Origin of the sequence: Cryobacterium aureum, assembly GCF_002954245.1 — a bacterium.
Taxonomy (GTDB): Bacteria; Actinomycetota; Actinomycetes; order Actinomycetales; family Microbacteriaceae; genus Cryobacterium; species Cryobacterium aureum.
In genome coordinates this window covers 70,189-86,336 of sequence record NZ_PPTG01000022.1, presented here as the reverse complement: position 1 = coordinate 86,336, position 16,148 = coordinate 70,189, and the positions used below count along the sequence as shown (strand labels likewise).

Here is a 16,148-nt window from a genome sequence, read left to right as displayed (position 1 = left end):
ACTGTTCCTGTCTGCCTCTTCGGCGGGGATAGTTGGCGTGTCGCTAGTCATGTTTGGACCGGCTCACCAATGACAGCGAAGAAGTTATCGAGGTGCGCGGAAAGTTCCGCCGAGGGGTTGGCAGCGCGAAAGGACTGGAGAACTGCGATGCTCTGGTCAGAAAGAATTGCGTCGAACAGGTTGTGATCTTGATGTTCCGAGAGCAGGAGGTAGAGCAAATTCTTGGCGGATGCCTCCAAGTCGCTGAGGAGGTGGCTGATCCCTGCCGCGACGTCGAGGTCCGGGTAAAGGGATGCAACTGCCGCCACGGGGCCTGACCGGCGTTCATTTGGCTTGTGCAACGCTTCCAGGAGCACTTCTGTCGCGCGACTGCGCGTGGCCACCGCCAGCTTCATGGCTACCGCCGCTGCGTCAGTTGCGTCGGAGGATTCAGAGATGTCAAATGGAAAGTCGAATCTAAAGGAGACCCGGCCGAACTCTTGCCCGTCAGCAATGAGAAAAGCGCTGGTAAAGGCGTTGAGTCCGCCGTCGTAGTAGAAGCGACAGTTCATCACCGGTGTTACCGGGAACGTGAACCCGTTCCCCTGGTGCGCTGACATGTCGTCGAGCGCCTCGATTGTTCCGAGACGTTCGATCGCATATCGAACCGCCCAGATCACTTCTGGCGCAAGCGCAGCGGCACGGACGAGGGCGCGGGCATGATCTAGCTGCGCGCGCACTTCGGGCACTGAGTCCAGTTGACCGGCAGACTCCAGCAACGTAAGGGCCAACTCAAACCAGGTGATTGCGGGCTCAACTTCAACTCGCGCAAGACTATGACGACCGATCAAAGCTGCCGCACTGCCCGCACGGCCCGTGTCGCCTAATGCGCGGGCGGCTCCATAGGCAGCGTACGAAAAGGGAACATCCGCAGACGCGTCGAATCGACCCTCCGCGGAGCCCGCTACATCGATGAGGCAAGACAGGACTGCGTGTGCGATCTCGTCCGGCGGTGAATTCAGTCCACCCAGCTTCCAAGCTACTGAATCACTTCCCCTCAGATTGCAGTCCGCGTACAGTACCCAACCATCCTCCTCGGGCGCGAAAACTGCCTTGAAGGGAAATACGTCTTGGATTAGGAAGTACGGTGCCCCGGGGGTTGATCGCGGAACTTGCCACGGCATTCCAGAGGTCGTCTCTCGATTCCAGGTCACAAAAGCCGCTGCGGCTTCTTCGATCGCTTGTTCACGCGCCAATTAAAGTCCCACCTTCCGCGTTGTCATGAGGGTAGTAGAACGACGCCCATCTCGCGAACTGTGCTGTTCCTGCATTTTGCTCCGCACTCAGCATCCTCGCCATCGCGGCTCAACGCCTACTGAACGTGGTCACCCACCCGAGCGCCGACCCGCCGCAGGGTAGCCGGTCCCGGAATGGTGGTCCCATGCTTCCCCCTGAAACTCCTTCGTCCGCTGACAGTGCAGACGCCCCAATCAAGCTCGTAGAAGTCTTGGACTGGCGCGAGACGGGACCATACTCGGCTTCAATGATGGCCGTGGCGCAGGTCATCAATGAACGCGGCGAGATGAGGACCAGTGAACAGGACCTCATCAACGCACTTCCACACACCAAAGATTTTCCCGTTGGGCCGTGGCCATCGATAAAACATATTGTAGAGAGCTACTTGGACGTGTCACTTACTGGCTACCCTCTCGTGAATGGACCCCGACCAGACCTTCGGGGGATTGCCTACTTGGTCTTCTATTTCCGGAAGTTGTCCATGGCCGCATCAGACATCCCAATCAGGGCCATCTTGCGCGTCGTGCGCGAGGCTTACTATCCGGAGCGGCGCATCTCGTTTCCGCAACGCGCCTGGATCAAGATGACCGAGAGCTGGCTGGTCGATGCGGTCGAAGTCGGTGACTTCCCCACCAGTGGTCGGGTTCCCCTCCCCACGCCAGGCGAACTTCATGAACTGGCCATTCAGCTAGCTGCTGCAGCGTTCGGCCTTATCGAAATGTCGCGGCTACTTGAGGATGATGAGCTCGCTGACCGAATGGAGCAGCTACTTCATGCGAACCTCTCGTCCTGGGGGCTCAGCACGGCGCAGGTCGACGGGTTCCTAAGCTGAGAGTGGCCTCGGCAGTCGGGGCTCTCGCCCACCCAACGGCGGCGATGTGGATACATTCCCTAGTGATGGCCAGTCCTCGACCGCAGCCGGTAAGTGAAACATCTCGCGGCCATGATCGCTAGCGATTTGTGTCGCCGGTTCGTGACCAGCGCACCATGCCTTGATCTACTCGTCTCTGGGCGCGAGGACGGCTTTCACCATCGGCAGAGTTGATCGTGACCCGCTGGGGATGGGCTTTCGAGGACCGGGCTTCGTGCAGGTGTGACGATATGCTCTGGCTGGAGAGGCCCAATGCCTGAGTTCATTTCCGCCACCGCAGACATTCGTGGCGAATACCGCTACACGCTGACCCGCGTCTGGGACCCAGTGCTGCCGATGATCACGTTCGTGCTGCTCAACCCGAGCACCGCCGACGCGGTTCAACTCGATCCGACGCTCCGGCGGTGCGTCGGTTTCGCGAAGCGCGAGGGGTACGGCGGCATGGTGATCCTCAACCTGTACGCGTTCCGCACCAAGGACCCGAAAGTGATGCTGGCTGCGACCGACCCGGTGGGACCAGATAACGATTGCGTGCTTGCCGGCGTCACCGGCACCGTCATTGCGGGGTGGGGCACGAAGGCGGACCCGGCCCGCGTGACCCGGGCGCTGGCGCTGCTGCCGCGACTTCACGCGTTGGGCATCACGAAGGATGGGCATCCCGGGCATCCGCTTTACTTGCCTGTCGATGCGCCGCTAATCGAGTGGATGCCGTAACTGCATCTGCGAGGGGTCGATTGTGCGCACGGCCCAACTGGATTCGTCGTGCTCTCTCCGAGCTACAGCCGTGAAAGCAACTGCAGGATCCATCGCGACAACGCGCTTTTCGGCTAATTCGCCCATGACAGCCACCACTGAGGCCGTGAGTAACTCTCGGGAGCAGGTTCCGGCCGAGATTCGGAAGAGAGACAAACCCCACCAAGGTCATGTCCGACGTTGTGGCGTGTTCGGAACGCGTCGACTGGGTAATCCGTGCCGTTGCCACTCGGCTATTCTTCTGGAATGAGTTTCAACCGTTCCTCGTGGTGGTGGCTGCACTAGCAGCCGGTTGAACCATGTTCACGGGCTGTACGCCGCCCGTGAACCTCAGCTCAGGACATCGTACAGCCCTCCTACTTTAAGGAGTGCAAAGTGGAATCCCTTACGACCATGGCCGAGCGTTCGGCTATCATCGCCCGAGACATTGATGCCCATCCGGAGCATTATCGCGTGCTTACCGGCGAGCGACCAACCGGCCTGCTTCACCTCGGCCACTATTTCGGCACCATCATTGAACGAGTCAGGCTTCAACAGGCCGGGGTCGAAACGTTTCTGGTCTTGGCTGATTATCAGGTCATTACCGACCGGGACACAATGGCGAACGTTCAACAGAACGTCTACAGCACCGTCCTGGACTATCTCGCTGCGGGCCTGGATCCGGAATCAACGACGATCTTTACGCATTCGTCCGTGCCGGCCCTGAACCAGTTGATCGTCCCGTTTCTGAGTCTGGTGACGGAGGCCGAACTACGTCGAAATCCAACCGTGAAGTCGGAACTTGCCTCCTCGAATCGAGCCCTGAGTGGCCTTCTTCTCACATACCCCGTGCACCAGGCCGCTGACATCCTGTTCTGCAAGGGGAGCCTCGTCCCTGTCGGAAAAGATAACTTGCCGCATGTCGAAATGACACGTGTGGTCGCGCGCAGATTCAACGAGCGCTACGGGAATGTTTTCCCGGTGCCCGACGCACTGATCACAGCGTCGCCAGAGATCCCCGGGCTGGACGGTCGCAAGATGTCCAAAAGCTACGGAAACGCGATCGCCTTGTCGATGACCGAGGATGAAACCGCGGCAGCCATCCGGAAAACTGTCACCGACAGTGACCGTCTGATCTCTTTTGATCCGAAGACTAGACCAGGCGTCTCAGCACTTCTCTCGACCGCTGCGCTCTGCCTTGGCAAACAACCGGAGGAAATCGCAGCGCAGATCGGAGACCAAGGTAGCGGTGAGCTGAAGCGCCTAACCACCGATGCGGTCAATAGCTTTCTTGCTCCCATGCGAGCACGACGTGCCGACTTCGCGCAGGATTCGGGGCTAGCTTCCGAGGTGCTTCGACGTGGCAATGATCGCGCCAACACCATTGCTGCCACCACGCTGGACGAAGTAAGAACCGTCATGGGCACCCGCTACTGATTTCCTCACGCGGGCCCGTGAACAATCCCGAATTTCCTAACCGCGGATGGAGAGTGGTGCTGCGCCTACGACTCCGGCACAGTCCGCAACACCGCTTCAAGTTTTGCTGCGGCCGCATGCAGCCGCCGCGCTACGTGCACTTGGTCACGTTGGTACATCCGTGAAGTTGGCCCAACCGCATTGATCGCTGCAATCTCGGCGTGGCGACCCCACCCCGCAACACCGGCAGCGAGGGCCCTCCCCGCAGCTGTTTGCAAGATTGCAGTCAGCACCAGCCTGCTCACTCGGACCCGCAAACCGTCTCCATTCCCGATGCAGCAGCGGAAATGGGGCTGATTGCCGTAAATTCCGTATGCTATACGGTCGTATACGCTTCGAGATTTCGCCGCGTTGAAGTGGGCAGTGCGTCGATCAGTGACCACGCCCCGGTCCGTCCGCAAGCAGCGTTGATGGGCGCAACTGGCACTCGAGGAATTAGCACGAAAGGCCGATCTGGTGGATCGAGTTGTCGAACATTCCGTTGTCGCCGAGGACCCGCCGCAGGGTATTCGTTGAGGACTGGACTGACCAGTTCCGAAGGTGGTGGTACCCATGTTTCATCCGACAACCCCGACAGGGAGTGGAAAAGCGGACCCAACGAATGCCCCAGAACATTGGGATTGGCACGAGCAGGCGATTCACTCAGACTCGATGATGGCCGTGGCCCGCGTTCTTCACGCGCGGGGCATTCTCAAAACCAGCGCGCAGGACATCCTCGACGAATTACCCGCCAACCCCGGATTTCCGATTGGGCCGAGCCACACGCTCGACGCAGTCATAACGAGATTCCTCGAGGAGGCCATTGCAGGAATACCGTTTGTCTACGAGGTCCGGCCCAATATGAAGGGTCTTCCCGATCTCGTCTTCTATTTCCGAAAACTGGCCATATCCGCATCGACTGATGTGGTTGCCATGGCCGCCTTGCGAATACTTCGCGAGGCCACCCAGCCGGAAACTCCAGGTGCCAGGCCGCTGCAGATCTGGGTTTACCTGACCGAGAAATGGCTCCGTGAGTCGCTGTCTGCAACCGGTCAATCCGATCTTGTCGACCCGACCATGCACGCTGGGCTTCACGAACATTCCGTTCAGCTCGTCTCTGCTGCGTTCGGCCTCATTGAAACGTCACGACTCCTCCGCGACAAACAACTCCCCGAGCGGATGGAACGACTCCTGCACAGCACCCTCATGTCGTGGGGCGTCACCGAGGCACGAACGGCCGAACTCCTCATCTCCCGAGCGAGAGGCTGAAGAATCGCCAACAGCGCGCATCTCATGCTCTGGACCTGCACACACTGGCTGTGAGGTCACGGAAACCCGTCCAGTCTCTCTCCGGCCCTTAGGTCAACCAGTCTTCGTCCGCCAGCGGTGCCCCGTTGAGTTCGTCGCGGTGAGCCGTACCAGATTGCTTGCCATCAATCCCACCAGATTTCGACTGAACGGCACTGCCGTCGCCAATGCGGGTGGATGCATTCGGCGGGTGTAGTTGATTTCCGCCACTACAGGCGAAGATCTCTGGCCGGGTCCTGACCTGGGCAACGAATGAACTGATTCCGTAATTTCCAGACAGTATATGGTCCACTGAAGGCTGGCTATTTGGAGTCACCACCATCGTCGGAGTAATTGGGTGAAGCTGTCGTCTGCCGAGAACAGCACGACCTTTCAACCGCCGCACTGAGGCATTCCGGGGGTGACCGCAGCCAGACGTGGAACTCATCAGGTCTGGCTGCGTTCGCTGTAGAGGATCTCCCTCCGGTCATCGAGGTTCTGCATGGCCTGATCCATGGCGAGGAAGATGCCGGCGATGTTCGCCGTCAGGTTTTTCTGCTCCACGGTCGTGAGCGTTTTCCACCCTGACCGTTCCCCACCCGTTGCCGTGTGCTGCTGATCCGCCAAGCACCGAGCCGTCTCGTCGATGAGCTTCAGTCGGAACGGAGGCCACTCATCGCGCCATTTTTCCTTAGTCATTAGCTGTCCTTCTTTCGGTTCCTGCTAGACGTTCCTGCTGTCTGTCGCCACCTGGGTTACTTCCCGCCGGGTGGTGGAGTTCATCGTCATCGTCGCCGTGGGGCGGAGAACGGCATTTCCTCACCACTGAACCGCGGCCGCCACTCTGGCCATTCTGAGGACCATGTCCGGGTCGCTCATGTGTTCAGCCGGTCGACCGCCCTGAAAGTACCCCGAGGGTGAGCAGAGCCAGAGGAGGAGTTCCTGGTGCGACCACCCGGCGGCGTCAGCAAACACGATCAGGTCAGCAATGACAGGAAGGATGAGGAGTGATTCAGGATCGAATTGGAAACGAGGATATACATATACGGCACCACGCTGCACTGACAGAAGATGGCCCGCCGCTCGAAGCCGACGGAGGAGCCTATGACCACCGCTAGGGACACCGACGACGTCGAGAACTTCGCCGGCCGTGTAGAGCCCTACTGCTGCATCCACATCACGCCAGCAACGTTCTGGAATCATGATTACCCTCCGATTCTGATTGTTCATTCATCCGTCGGCCCGGGGTTCGAGGTGCATTTCGACAGATACGCGGTATCGTCAGCACTCTTCGTTCAATGTTTCTCGAACGGTGAAGACTCAAGTTCAGTAAGTTCACGTAGCCGGTCCAAGTGGAAAACGTTGAGTCTTAGGGCGTATCTACGGTCGCTGGGTTCGTGTGCCATTTAGTGGTGTGGTTGCACAGTTCTGAGCGTTGCTTGCCCACGTGAGAAGCCATCGTGGGAGGGCTCGAGAACACAGAACAGCCCGTAATGCCGGGGTACCGGCGCTCAGAGAGGCAGTGTCGGAGTGAACGAGATTTCTTTTAACGCGGTGGCCGGAGACCTCCGGCCGAGCTCCACGCGGACCACGATCATGCCACCGGAAGGACTCTCGAACTTTAGCCATGTCCTATCCCGGCCGACGAACCGCAGATCAGGAGTTAGACGCGGGTCGGTCATCGTCGTGATGAGGTCATCTGCGAGATTGAGGTCGTGTTCTACGACCCGGACTTGAACGTGAAGTTCCCGACCGTCAGGGCGCCATGCCTTGACCGCGACCGGTTTGAGAATGTCGAGTGCTCGAATTCGCCGGAGGAGGATACTTTCCAGATCGTCCGTTGGCATCGTAGTGCGGAATCCGCTGGTTTGCTCCGTCTCCGCCGCCGACACCTGCTCCGGTGATTGAGACCATATGAGGAGGCTGGGGTCCACGCCAGCGAAGGCGGTTGAAACAGCACACAGCCAGGCCTTCTCAGAGACTCTGTCGAGAATGATCTCGGCCTTGCGGCCAGGAACGTGCAGCGACACTTTCCCCTTATCCGTGCGAAAACGCAGGCCGGGAATTCCCTGAACGTAACCGTCGCGTGGATCCACCGAGGGAAGGAGGCTGAGGACGAGGTCTGAGAGCTCCGTTCTACGGTCGAACTGAACGATGAGCTGATCAGCGTGAGGCTCAACTCTAGGCAGGTCAAAAACGAATTCAGAATCCCCAAGCAAACCGTGGTCTATTGGCACGCACTTCAGGCTGTCGATTGCACAGAGGAATTGTGCCTCCAGAAAACGCTGATCCGTTGACGCCGCAGGTAGGACGGAGGCGCCGCTCTGCCAGCACGCTCGAGAATTTCGGTTGGCGGAAAACAAGGGTTCCCCTGTTGCACGCTGACGCAACCGGGCATTGTTGGGAGAAAGAAGTTTTTGGCTCACAAGTATCCTTGGCAGATCGCTGACTCGATCAAGAATGATCGTGATTTTGATGAGGATAATAATGTTAATGCAGCTTGAGAAGCGAGAGTCATACTCCTTGACCCGCGCATTCCAGGATGACAAGTCAGTGTCTCCGGCGGGGATGGTGCTCCGTACCTGAATCAAACCCTACACAGTGCTTCAGGACTCATCAAATCGATCTATGTCGGTGTCGTCGCGACGGGACGCAGCTCGTGACCGTGCCGTCAGCTTCGTGGACGGTGGCGACCTGCACAGCTGCCCGAATCCGGTTCGTCGCCATCCACGATGGCTGTCGCAGTTTACGTCGGGGAGGAATTTCTGAAGAGATTTGCCGTTTCGGGGCGGTCCGCCAGAGTCAGCGGTTGAACTCGGCAATGCAGCCGGTACCGTGAATCTGACGCCCCTACGGGCGACCAGACCGAATGAGAGACTCTAATGCCCCTCGTCCCCGATTACGGCACCTTCACGGAGGTGCGCACACACCTCAAGGAGGTGCTGGACGCGACCGCTCGTGGCCGGACGGTGACGCTGCAACGCGGAGGGCTCCTCTCCGTGGTCATGCCAGGGGAGGCGCTCCGGACACACCCTCGAGGTAGGAGATGGCGATCTCGCGCGACCAGGTGCCATCCGTCTCGCTCGGGTTGGGGACAGGACCCAAAACGGGCTGGCTGCACACCTGCGGTGAGCTGGCGACCACACGCGAACTAACGGGCCACATCAGGACGCGACGGCAGCAGTCGCCGCCACATGCTTCAACACGTCGATCAGGTTTGTCACCTGCGCGTTCGTAAACAATTCATCCGGCCCGTGCGGCGCGTAATCAGTGAAAGGTGCTTCGTACAGCAACCCCGTCGCCACAGCGCCACGCTGAGTGAGCTGATCGATGATGAGCTTGACGAACGCCAACTGGTTCGCGCTGAAAGTCACGCCGCCGACGAACGAGTCCAAGGCTTCGGATGCCGCGCCGCGATCCATGCCCGCGACCGACCGGATGAACAGGCCTAGTCCGTTGGCTTCGGAGGCGCCCGCCGCTATTTCGGCGGGTGAGAACCCGCCGGTTTCGGTCAGGATGCGTTCGAGTTCGGCCAGGTCGAGGGCCGTGAGCTGGCGTCCCATGCGCAACTTGTGCAGCACGACCTGGTCCTGGTGTTCGCGGAGGAACGCGAGGAGCTTCTCGCGAAAGCGTTCCCGGTCAACACCGGGCGTCACGATCCGCACCTCAGCCGGCTCAAACTCGCCAAGGGTGTCTTCAAAGTCGGTGTACACGATGGCCTGCTTCGTCTTATCGACGAGGCGCACGAGAGCGCGGAGCCGCAACCGCATCAGCTCGAGCATGCCGACGGTCACGCCGTCCCACCACTCATCACTGGCCACGGCCTGAATCAGCTCAAAGTTCTGTTTGATCACCGGGATGTTGCGCTGCTCGCCGAGCGCGTCGGCAATGGCTTGCAGCCGCACCTTGGCACGCGCAAATGCGTCTACATCGTCCGGTTCCAGGCTCACCACTCCGAGTTGCGCCCGCAGCGCGAGCAGGTCGAAACGTTTAGCGTCTTCATCGGTGTCGAGGACGTGCACGCTCGACGGCAGCCCCGACAGGTGCTCGGCGGCCGCCTCCAAATCTCCGGCCTTCGGGGTGAGCCAGGCGCTGGAGTCCGCGAAATGCTCAGCCTGGCGCAAGTGCTTTCGTACGAGGAAGTTGCCGTGATTCATGCCAGCGACGGTGTCGTGCAACCGGGTGGCTAGCGACAAACGCAGAGCCATGTGGCTTTCGTGGGGTGAGGCGAGGGAGTCGAGCGCCCACAGCAGACCAATCCGCGCTTTGAAGGAGCGTTGGTGCAGAGGCTCTACCTGGCTGGCAGCAGCGTCCTTCATCTCCGCGTTGAAGAACTCGATGTTGCCGCAGACGTCGAAGATCATGAAGTCTTCTTTGTCGGCGCCGGGGCCATAGAGGTCGGGGCGGAGGCGTGTGCCGCGGCCGATCATCTGCCAGTACTTGGTCTTCGAGTAGACGGGCTTGAAGAAGACGAGGTTGACGACGTCCGGCACGTCGATACCCGTGTCGAGCATGTCCACCGAGATCGCGATCTGCGGGGACTCGTCGGTCTTGGAGAAAGTGCCGATCAGACTTTGCACGTATTCGGTCTTGTAGGTGACGACTCGGGCGAACTGGCCGGCGAACTCGGGGTAGTTGGCGTTAAACCGGTCGGCGATGAACTCGGCATGCGCATTGTTCTTCGCAAAGACAATCGTCTTGCCTAGCCGGTCACCTCCGGACACCCGGCGGCCCTCGCGCATGAGTACTTCCAGAACCTTGTCGACGGTGTCGGCATTGAACAACCATTTGTTCACCGCAGCCGCATCGATCGCGTCGGGAACGAGGCCGTCATCCCAATCGAGCATGTCCCATTGGTCGCGCTCGTCAGCACTCAGGTCGGCGTAGCGGATGCCGCGGTTCATGAACCCCAGCGCGATCGGCCGCGCGACGGGCGGCACCAAATATTTGTCGGCGATGGCCTGACCGAGCTCATACGAATCGGTGGGAACCCCGTCTTCAAGGTTGAGGAGACTGTAGGTGTTGTGGTCGACTTCATCCTTCGGCGTCGCCGTCAGGCCCACGAGCAGGGAGTCGAAGTAGGAGAAGATTTCGCCGTACTTCTGGTACACCGACCGGTGCGCTTCGTCGATGATGATCAGGTCGAAGTAGCCGGGGCCGAACCGGCGCAGCCCCCCGCCCGCATCGTCGCCCGTGGAACCGCCCTGGTCGATCAGCCCTATCATCGTGCCGTACGTCGAGACAAACACACGCCCGTCGGTGTCGCGGTCCGTGAGCAGGTTCACCGGGGCCGCGTCCGGCAGGTGCTCTTTGAACGCTCCCGCCGCCTGATTCACTAAGGCGATCCGGTCGGCGAGGAACAACACGCGTTTGGCCCAGTTGGCCCGCATGAGCAGGTCGGTGAGGGCAATCACCGTTCGGGTTTTGCCGCTGCCGGTGGCCATCACGAGCAGTGCCTTGCGTTCGTGGCCTGCCTCGAAGCTCTCGGCGATTTTGGTCACGGCCTGCACTTGGTAGTGCCGCCCCACAATGTCGGTGTTGATCGTCGTGCCCGGTGCCTTGCCCGAGGCAACGAGAGGATGCTTCGCCGTGCGGCGCTGCACCAGCAGCGCCAGTTGGTCGCGCGTGTAGAACCCGGCCACCTGCCGCGGCGGGTAGAAGGTGTCGTCCCAAATGTGGTGCTCGTACCCGTTCGTGTAGAAGATCACCGGGCGTTGACCGAACTGCTGCTCAAGCGCATCCGCGTAGAGCCGGGCCTGCTCCTGGCCAACTTTCGGATCACGTGTGGTGCGCTTGGCCTCGACCACGCCAAGCGGGAGGCCGTCATCGCCCCACAGCACGTAGTCCACGAACCCCTTGCCGGGAGTGTCGCTCTTCGCCCCGGCCGCCCCGGGCATGCCGGTGACGGGAAACTCCCGGTCGCGATCCTCGGTGAGGGGCCAACCGGCTTCGCTGAGCAGCAGGTCTATGAACAAGTGCCGGGTTTCGTTCTCACGGTAATCATGCGTGTCGGGGATGACCGTGTTCGCAGCGGTGATGGCAGCCATGGCGGCGCGCAGTTCCGCGAGTTCAGCGGCCATGCTGTCGTTGTCTTCGTTGGCCTTCGCCAGCTGCGCGTCTTTGGCAGCGTTCCCTTCGGCGAGTTTCTGCAGCTGTTCCCGGGTGCGAGCCGCCGCGCCGGGCCGCGGGCGCGGAATCGAGGCGGCATCAAACGGCACCCCCGGCGCTGGGCGCAGCTCGGGCGTCGCCGCATAACGGGTAGCAAGCCAGATCAGCACATGAAAGAGCTCCCGAACCACCGGCAGACTCTGAGCGTCAGTCATCGCCCCGGTACGGTGCACGGCATCGTTGCCCCGCATGCGAATAACGTTCATCTTCGCGTGGATGCCCGGGCCCACCAACGTCTTGAACGTGGGCTCGAACAACAAGCTCGAGAGGTCGTTGCTGTACGGCAGGCTGAGCGACTCATCAGCCTGATACAACCAGTGCACGGCCAGTTCAAGAGTGCGGCGGGAATAGAAAACGGATGACCGGGGCTCACCGAATGCGTAGTGCTCGGCCCGCCGTGCCTCGTCGCTGATGCCCGGCCAGGCCGCAGTCACAAAATCGAAGTTACCCATCCACACACCCCCGTGGTTACAAACGCTTGTAAGGCAGACTCTATCGGCCAGCAGTCACCGATCGGGATCACACCTACTCGAAGTAATCTTCGTCGACCTCAACAACCTCATAGGTGCGCTTGATCTGCACGCCAACCCGGTAACGAATCATGAGCTCCGCTAGGCGCGGACCATCGATGAGAACGATCCGAGTTGGGATCTGTTCCACGTACTCACGGGCACCCTTGGAGAACAGGCTGGTCGTCACGAAGACGCCCTGGGAGGCACCCTTACCAGCGAGTGCGCCAACGAACCCCTGAATCTCCGGGCGTTGGACGGTGTTGCCGTCCCCGTAACGCTTCGCCTGCACGTAAATCTGGCTGAGCCCGAGCGCGTCTTGGTCGATGACGCCATCAACCCCGCCGTCGCCCGACCCGCCGAGGCGCCGCCCTCGATGCTCGGTTCCGCCATAACCCATCTTGTTGAGCACGTCTACGACGGCCTGCTCAAAGAAGTCCGGATGCTGTTCTCGCAGCCGGCGAATCAAATCGACCACTGCTTCCGCAGCAAACGCCTGCACGCCGGCCTCGATGAGCTCGGTCGGATCCTCGTCTGCAACGGGCTCACTCGGGCTGAGTTCAGTGACCGTGCCAACATCACGTTTCTCGTCGCGTTGCACCACGTAATCCCGAAAGACAGGGATGGAACGGAGGGTTGCGTCGGTGATCTCCATCGGATGCTGCGCCAAAAGCTCGCGTCCAAACTCCGTTATGTGAAAGTGAGCGCGTTCCGGTCGTTCCGCTGCTCCGGCACGCTGGAGCATCGAGATGGACCAGCCGACACGGTTATTCGCTCGCTGCCCACCAGATTTGAAGCGGTCCGCACGAATTTCTTCGCTCAGCTGCATCGCGTCGAGGACTGCTGCTTCGAGTTGGCGTCGAGCCCACACTTGCCCGTCGCTCAACACCTGAAGTGTGGCCGCACGAAAAAGCGGAAACCGAGGCATTCCCGGAATCGGAGTGTGCGCTTGAGTCGGTGTTGAATCAATCATTATAGTTTTCCTCGAAAGGCGCGGTGCTGGAGGGAGTCAAACAGCTCATCGAGTAGAGCGAGTTCCTTGACTTGCTGCTCTGATGCCGCCTCTAGACGACCCACGGCCGCGGCGAATTTATTCTGCCGTGACAGAGACGGCACAAGAACTTGCACGGCCTTGACATTGCTCATATTGATCGTATTTAGACCCGAGGTGGTCTTTGCAACCTTTGACCAATAGCTGCGCACGAACGATGAATTCAAGTAGTACTCAACGAAGGTTGCATTCAAAACTTCCGGCTTTGGCCGCACTCGAATCAAGTGATTCTGATGGATGACATCCATGTCGGAAAAGCGCCACCGAGCGGCCCGACCTACCTCGCTGGCATTGCCATGGCCCTCCACCAAGAGGAGATCTCCTTCTTTCAATCGGGTGCGGTCGAGTTCGATTGGAGTTACCCTCATCGTCTTGATCTCACTCAAATCCATGTGCCCTCGCTTAGAATTCGCCACCCTGAGGTAAGGAACTTCAAGCGGGAGATCTTGTCGAGCATGAGTGACCTGAAGTCCACCTCGCGTTTCCATTACAGACCCGAGCGAGAGTTTTGGTGCCGACAGCATGTACTCATCGCCGCCGAACATTTCGAGAAAAACCGAGTCGGCGAGTTCGTCGAGGAGGGTGAGGGCGCGACGGCGTTTGGTGCGCAGCTCGTCAGCCTGATCGAGGATCGCCGCGATACGACGCTGCTCCGGGATAGGTGGAATCGGGACCTCTAAATCGTTGAGATCCTCGTTTCTCAAGTTATTGATATTCGCGCCAGCCGCCAAATGTGAGATTCTCGATCGGTATTCTGGCGTTCGAAAAAAATGCGAGAAATAGACGGAATCCACGACAACACCCGGGCGAAGCACTTTGCAAAACGCACCGAAAGTTGCATCGACGTCCGCCTTGATACGCCCGGCTTTACCGACAACCCGCAGACTTCCGCTCGAAGCGGCAATAAGAACGTCACCCTTACGAAGAGTCTGCTTAGCGCTAACCCGAGACTGGGGCACGTAAACAACGTCGTCGTAACTGATGCCCGATTCCGTGATGTTTCCGGCCGTAAGTAAAGCTACGTGCGAGCTTGTGGGACCTTGACGTACTTCTTCTTTTTGATAGGTGACGCCTCGAACCTGCTCAGCAATGTCTCCGACACGAGCCATCTTAATTGTCACGCGTCCACCCTCAGCGAAACTCGCAATGTTGCCAAGCCCGCAGCGATCTGGTCGTCAAGCACTGCGAGGTCATTTAGGATCTCGACCGGGGTCCGGTGAACGACGACCTCGTGCTCGACCTCTTTGTACCGGTTGAGGGACAGATCGTAGCCCTGGGCAGCGATCTCGGCCTTCGGCACCATGAACGACTGGGCCGTGTGGGCGCGGGTGAGTTCTGGGCTGTCAGGGCCGGCCAAGCTCGACCACCGGGCGAACGCGTCGGGGAGATTGTTTTGCTCGTGCACCGCGGCATCCAGTTCGGTGCGCTTGTCGTCGAGGGAGAAACCGTCGGCCTGCACGTCGTAGAACCAGACGTTGTCGGTTCCGCCGGAGCTGGTCTTGGTGAAGAACAGAATGGCGGTGGAGACTCCCGCGTAGGGCTTGAAGACACCGCTGGGAAGCTTCACGACGGCGTCGAGTTTGTGGTCTTCGACGAGAATGCGGCGCAGTTCCTTGTGCGCCTTGGACGAGCCGAAGAGCACACCGTCGGGAACGATCACGGCCGCACGGCCACCGTTCTTGAGCATGCGCAGCATGAGCACGAGGAAGAGCAGCTCGGTCTTCTTCGTTTTCACGACGTCGAGCAGGTCCTTCGCCGTGGTCTCGTAATCGAGACTTCCGGCGAACGGTGGGTTGGCGAGGACGAGACTGTAGCTCTCGGTGGTCGGGTGCAGCTCGCCCAGAGAGTCGCCACGCTCCATGGTCGGGTTATCCACCCCGTGCAGCATCAGGTTCATGCTGCCGATGCGGGCCATGGCAGCGTCGGAGTCATAGCCGGTGAAAGCCGGGCCGTTGAAGTGGGCGCGGGTGGCCGCATCCGTGAAGATTTCGGGATTGTGCTCGCGCAGGTATTCACCGGCGACCACCAGGAAGCCGGCCGTGCCCGCGGCGGGGTCGATGATGGTGTCGGCGGGGGTGGGCGCCGTCATATCGACCATGAGCTTGATGATGTGGCGCGGGGTACGGAACTGCCCATTCGTGCCGGCGGTGGCCAGCTTCGAGAGCATGTACTCGTAGACATCGCCCTTGGTGTCGCGGTCCTCCATAGGAATGGCGGCGAGCAGGTCAACGACCTTCACGAGCAACGCGGGGGTCGGGATGGTGAAGCGGGCGTCCTTCATGTTGCGGGCGTAGCTGGAGCCCTTCTCGCCGAGCTGCTGCAAGAACGGGAACACGTGCTGCCCCACGATGGTGAACATCTCGTCGGGCGAACGGTTTGAGAAGACCGACCAGCGCAAGTCGTTGTAGTCACGGGGTGCACGGCCGGTGTCATCTTGCCCTTCGGGGAAGACGCGGTTCTCGATCGGTTGACCGGTGCGGTTCGCCTTGTTCTCCGCGAGGGTGTGCAAGTCATCGAGCCGGCGGATGAAAAGCAGGTAGGTGATTTGCTCGATCACCTCGACCGGGTTGGCGATGCCGCCGGTCCAAAAAGCGTTCCAGACCTTGTCAATCTGTGACTTCAGTTCCCCAGTAACCACTGTGGTGCTCCCCTTGTTGAAACGCATATACTCGAGGCTTGATCCTCGCTCAACTGTGTTGTGTCGAGTCTTTCAGACTATGAGCGACCGCTGACATCGCAGACCAGCACTCGCGCCCCTGAGCAGGAACAGCGCAGACCTGAAAAATCTGGGGCAAAGCGT

Annotated in this window: 11 protein-coding genes; 4 read left to right on the top strand and 7 right to left on the bottom strand. The window is 59.9% G+C overall.

Annotation, left to right across the window (positions count from 1 at the left end):
* Window positions 1–47 precede the first annotated feature (47 nt).
* A complete protein-coding gene (locus CJ028_RS21190) occupies window positions 48–1,235 on the bottom strand; it encodes a hypothetical protein (RefSeq protein ID WP_205683974.1) in 1,188 nt (395 codons plus the stop codon).
* A 287-nt stretch (window positions 1,236–1,522) separates the two neighbouring features.
* On the opposite strand from CJ028_RS21190, the gene CJ028_RS08295 reads away from it, so the two are divergent.
* The 4 genes from CJ028_RS08295 (at window position 1,523) to CJ028_RS08280 (ending at window position 5,602) form a co-directional block, all read left to right on the top strand.
* The gene (locus CJ028_RS08295) at window positions 1,523–2,107 is read left to right on the top strand and encodes a hypothetical protein (RefSeq protein ID WP_129590427.1); all 585 of its coding nucleotides are present in this window, start codon (window positions 1,523–1,525) and stop codon (window positions 2,105–2,107) included.
* Window positions 2,108–2,398: 291 nt separating this feature from the next.
* Window positions 2,399–2,860, top strand: a complete 462-nt coding sequence (locus tag CJ028_RS08290) for a DUF1643 domain-containing protein (RefSeq protein WP_105034782.1) — start codon at window positions 2,399–2,401, stop codon at window positions 2,858–2,860.
* Window positions 2,861–3,292: 432 nt separating this feature from the next.
* Window positions 3,293–4,315: a tryptophan--tRNA ligase gene (trpS, locus tag CJ028_RS08285; RefSeq protein ID WP_105034781.1), complete on the top strand. Its 1,023-nt coding sequence runs from the start codon at window positions 3,293–3,295 to the stop codon at window positions 4,313–4,315.
* 699 nt (window positions 4,316–5,014) lie between these two features.
* Window positions 5,015–5,602 (top strand): hypothetical protein, encoded by a 588-nt coding sequence (locus CJ028_RS08280; RefSeq protein WP_129590426.1) that lies wholly within the window; start codon window positions 5,015–5,017, stop codon window positions 5,600–5,602.
* A 465-nt stretch (window positions 5,603–6,067) separates the two neighbouring features.
* On the opposite strand, the gene CJ028_RS08275 is transcribed toward CJ028_RS08280, so the two are convergent.
* The 6 genes from CJ028_RS08275 to CJ028_RS08245 all read right to left on the bottom strand — a co-directional run bounded on the left by CJ028_RS08275 (window position 6,068) and on the right by CJ028_RS08245 (window position 16,013).
* The gene (locus tag CJ028_RS08275; protein WP_105034779.1) at window positions 6,068–6,319 is read right to left on the bottom strand and encodes a hypothetical protein; all 252 of its coding nucleotides are present in this window, start codon (window positions 6,317–6,319) and stop codon (window positions 6,068–6,070) included.
* 812 nt (window positions 6,320–7,131) lie between these two features.
* A complete protein-coding gene (locus CJ028_RS08265; protein WP_129590425.1) occupies window positions 7,132–8,169 on the bottom strand; it encodes a hypothetical protein in 1,038 nt (345 codons plus the stop codon).
* Between the two features lie 615 nt (window positions 8,170–8,784).
* Window positions 8,785–12,240, bottom strand: coding sequence for a DEAD/DEAH box helicase family protein (locus tag CJ028_RS08260; protein WP_105034776.1), 3,456 nt, complete (start codon window positions 12,238–12,240; stop codon window positions 8,785–8,787).
* A 73-nt stretch (window positions 12,241–12,313) separates the two neighbouring features.
* Complete coding sequence (locus CJ028_RS08255) at window positions 12,314–13,270, bottom strand: restriction endonuclease (protein ID WP_240607157.1); 957 nt, start codon at window positions 13,268–13,270, stop codon at window positions 12,314–12,316.
* Window positions 13,270–14,469: a restriction endonuclease subunit S gene (locus tag CJ028_RS08250; RefSeq protein ID WP_105034775.1), complete on the bottom strand. Its 1,200-nt coding sequence runs from the start codon at window positions 14,467–14,469 to the stop codon at window positions 13,270–13,272. The genes CJ028_RS08255 and CJ028_RS08250 overlap by 1 nt, the downstream gene beginning before the upstream one ends.
* Window positions 14,466–16,013: a type I restriction-modification system subunit M gene (locus CJ028_RS08245; protein WP_240607156.1), complete on the bottom strand. Its 1,548-nt coding sequence runs from the start codon at window positions 16,011–16,013 to the stop codon at window positions 14,466–14,468. Before CJ028_RS08245 ends, CJ028_RS08250 begins: the two co-directional genes overlap by 4 nt.
* Window positions 16,014–16,148: the final 135 nt, after the last annotated feature.

Bases quoted from the DNA above. Each gene is read 5' to 3' on its own strand.
- CJ028_RS08295 (WP_129590427.1), top strand. From the start codon at position 1,523: ATGATGGCCGTGGCGCAGGTCATCAATGAACGCGGCGAGATGAGGACC.
- CJ028_RS08290 (WP_105034782.1), top strand. From the start codon at position 2,399: ATGCCTGAGTTCATTTCCGCCACCGCAGACATTCGTGGCGAATACCGC.
- trpS (WP_105034781.1), top strand. From the start codon at position 3,293: ATGGCCGAGCGTTCGGCTATCATCGCCCGAGACATTGATGCCCATCCG.
- CJ028_RS08275 (WP_105034779.1), bottom strand. From the start codon at position 6,319: ATGACTAAGGAAAAATGGCGCGATGAGTGGCCTCCGTTCCGACTGAAG.
- CJ028_RS08260 (WP_105034776.1), bottom strand. From the start codon at position 12,240: ATGGGTAACTTCGATTTTGTGACTGCGGCCTGGCCGGGCATCAGCGAC.
- CJ028_RS08255 (WP_240607157.1), bottom strand. From the start codon at position 13,270: ATGATTGATTCAACACCGACTCAAGCGCACACTCCGATTCCGGGAATG.
- CJ028_RS08245 (WP_240607156.1), bottom strand. From the start codon at position 16,013: ATGCGTTTCAACAAGGGGAGCACCACAGTGGTTACTGGGGAACTGAAG.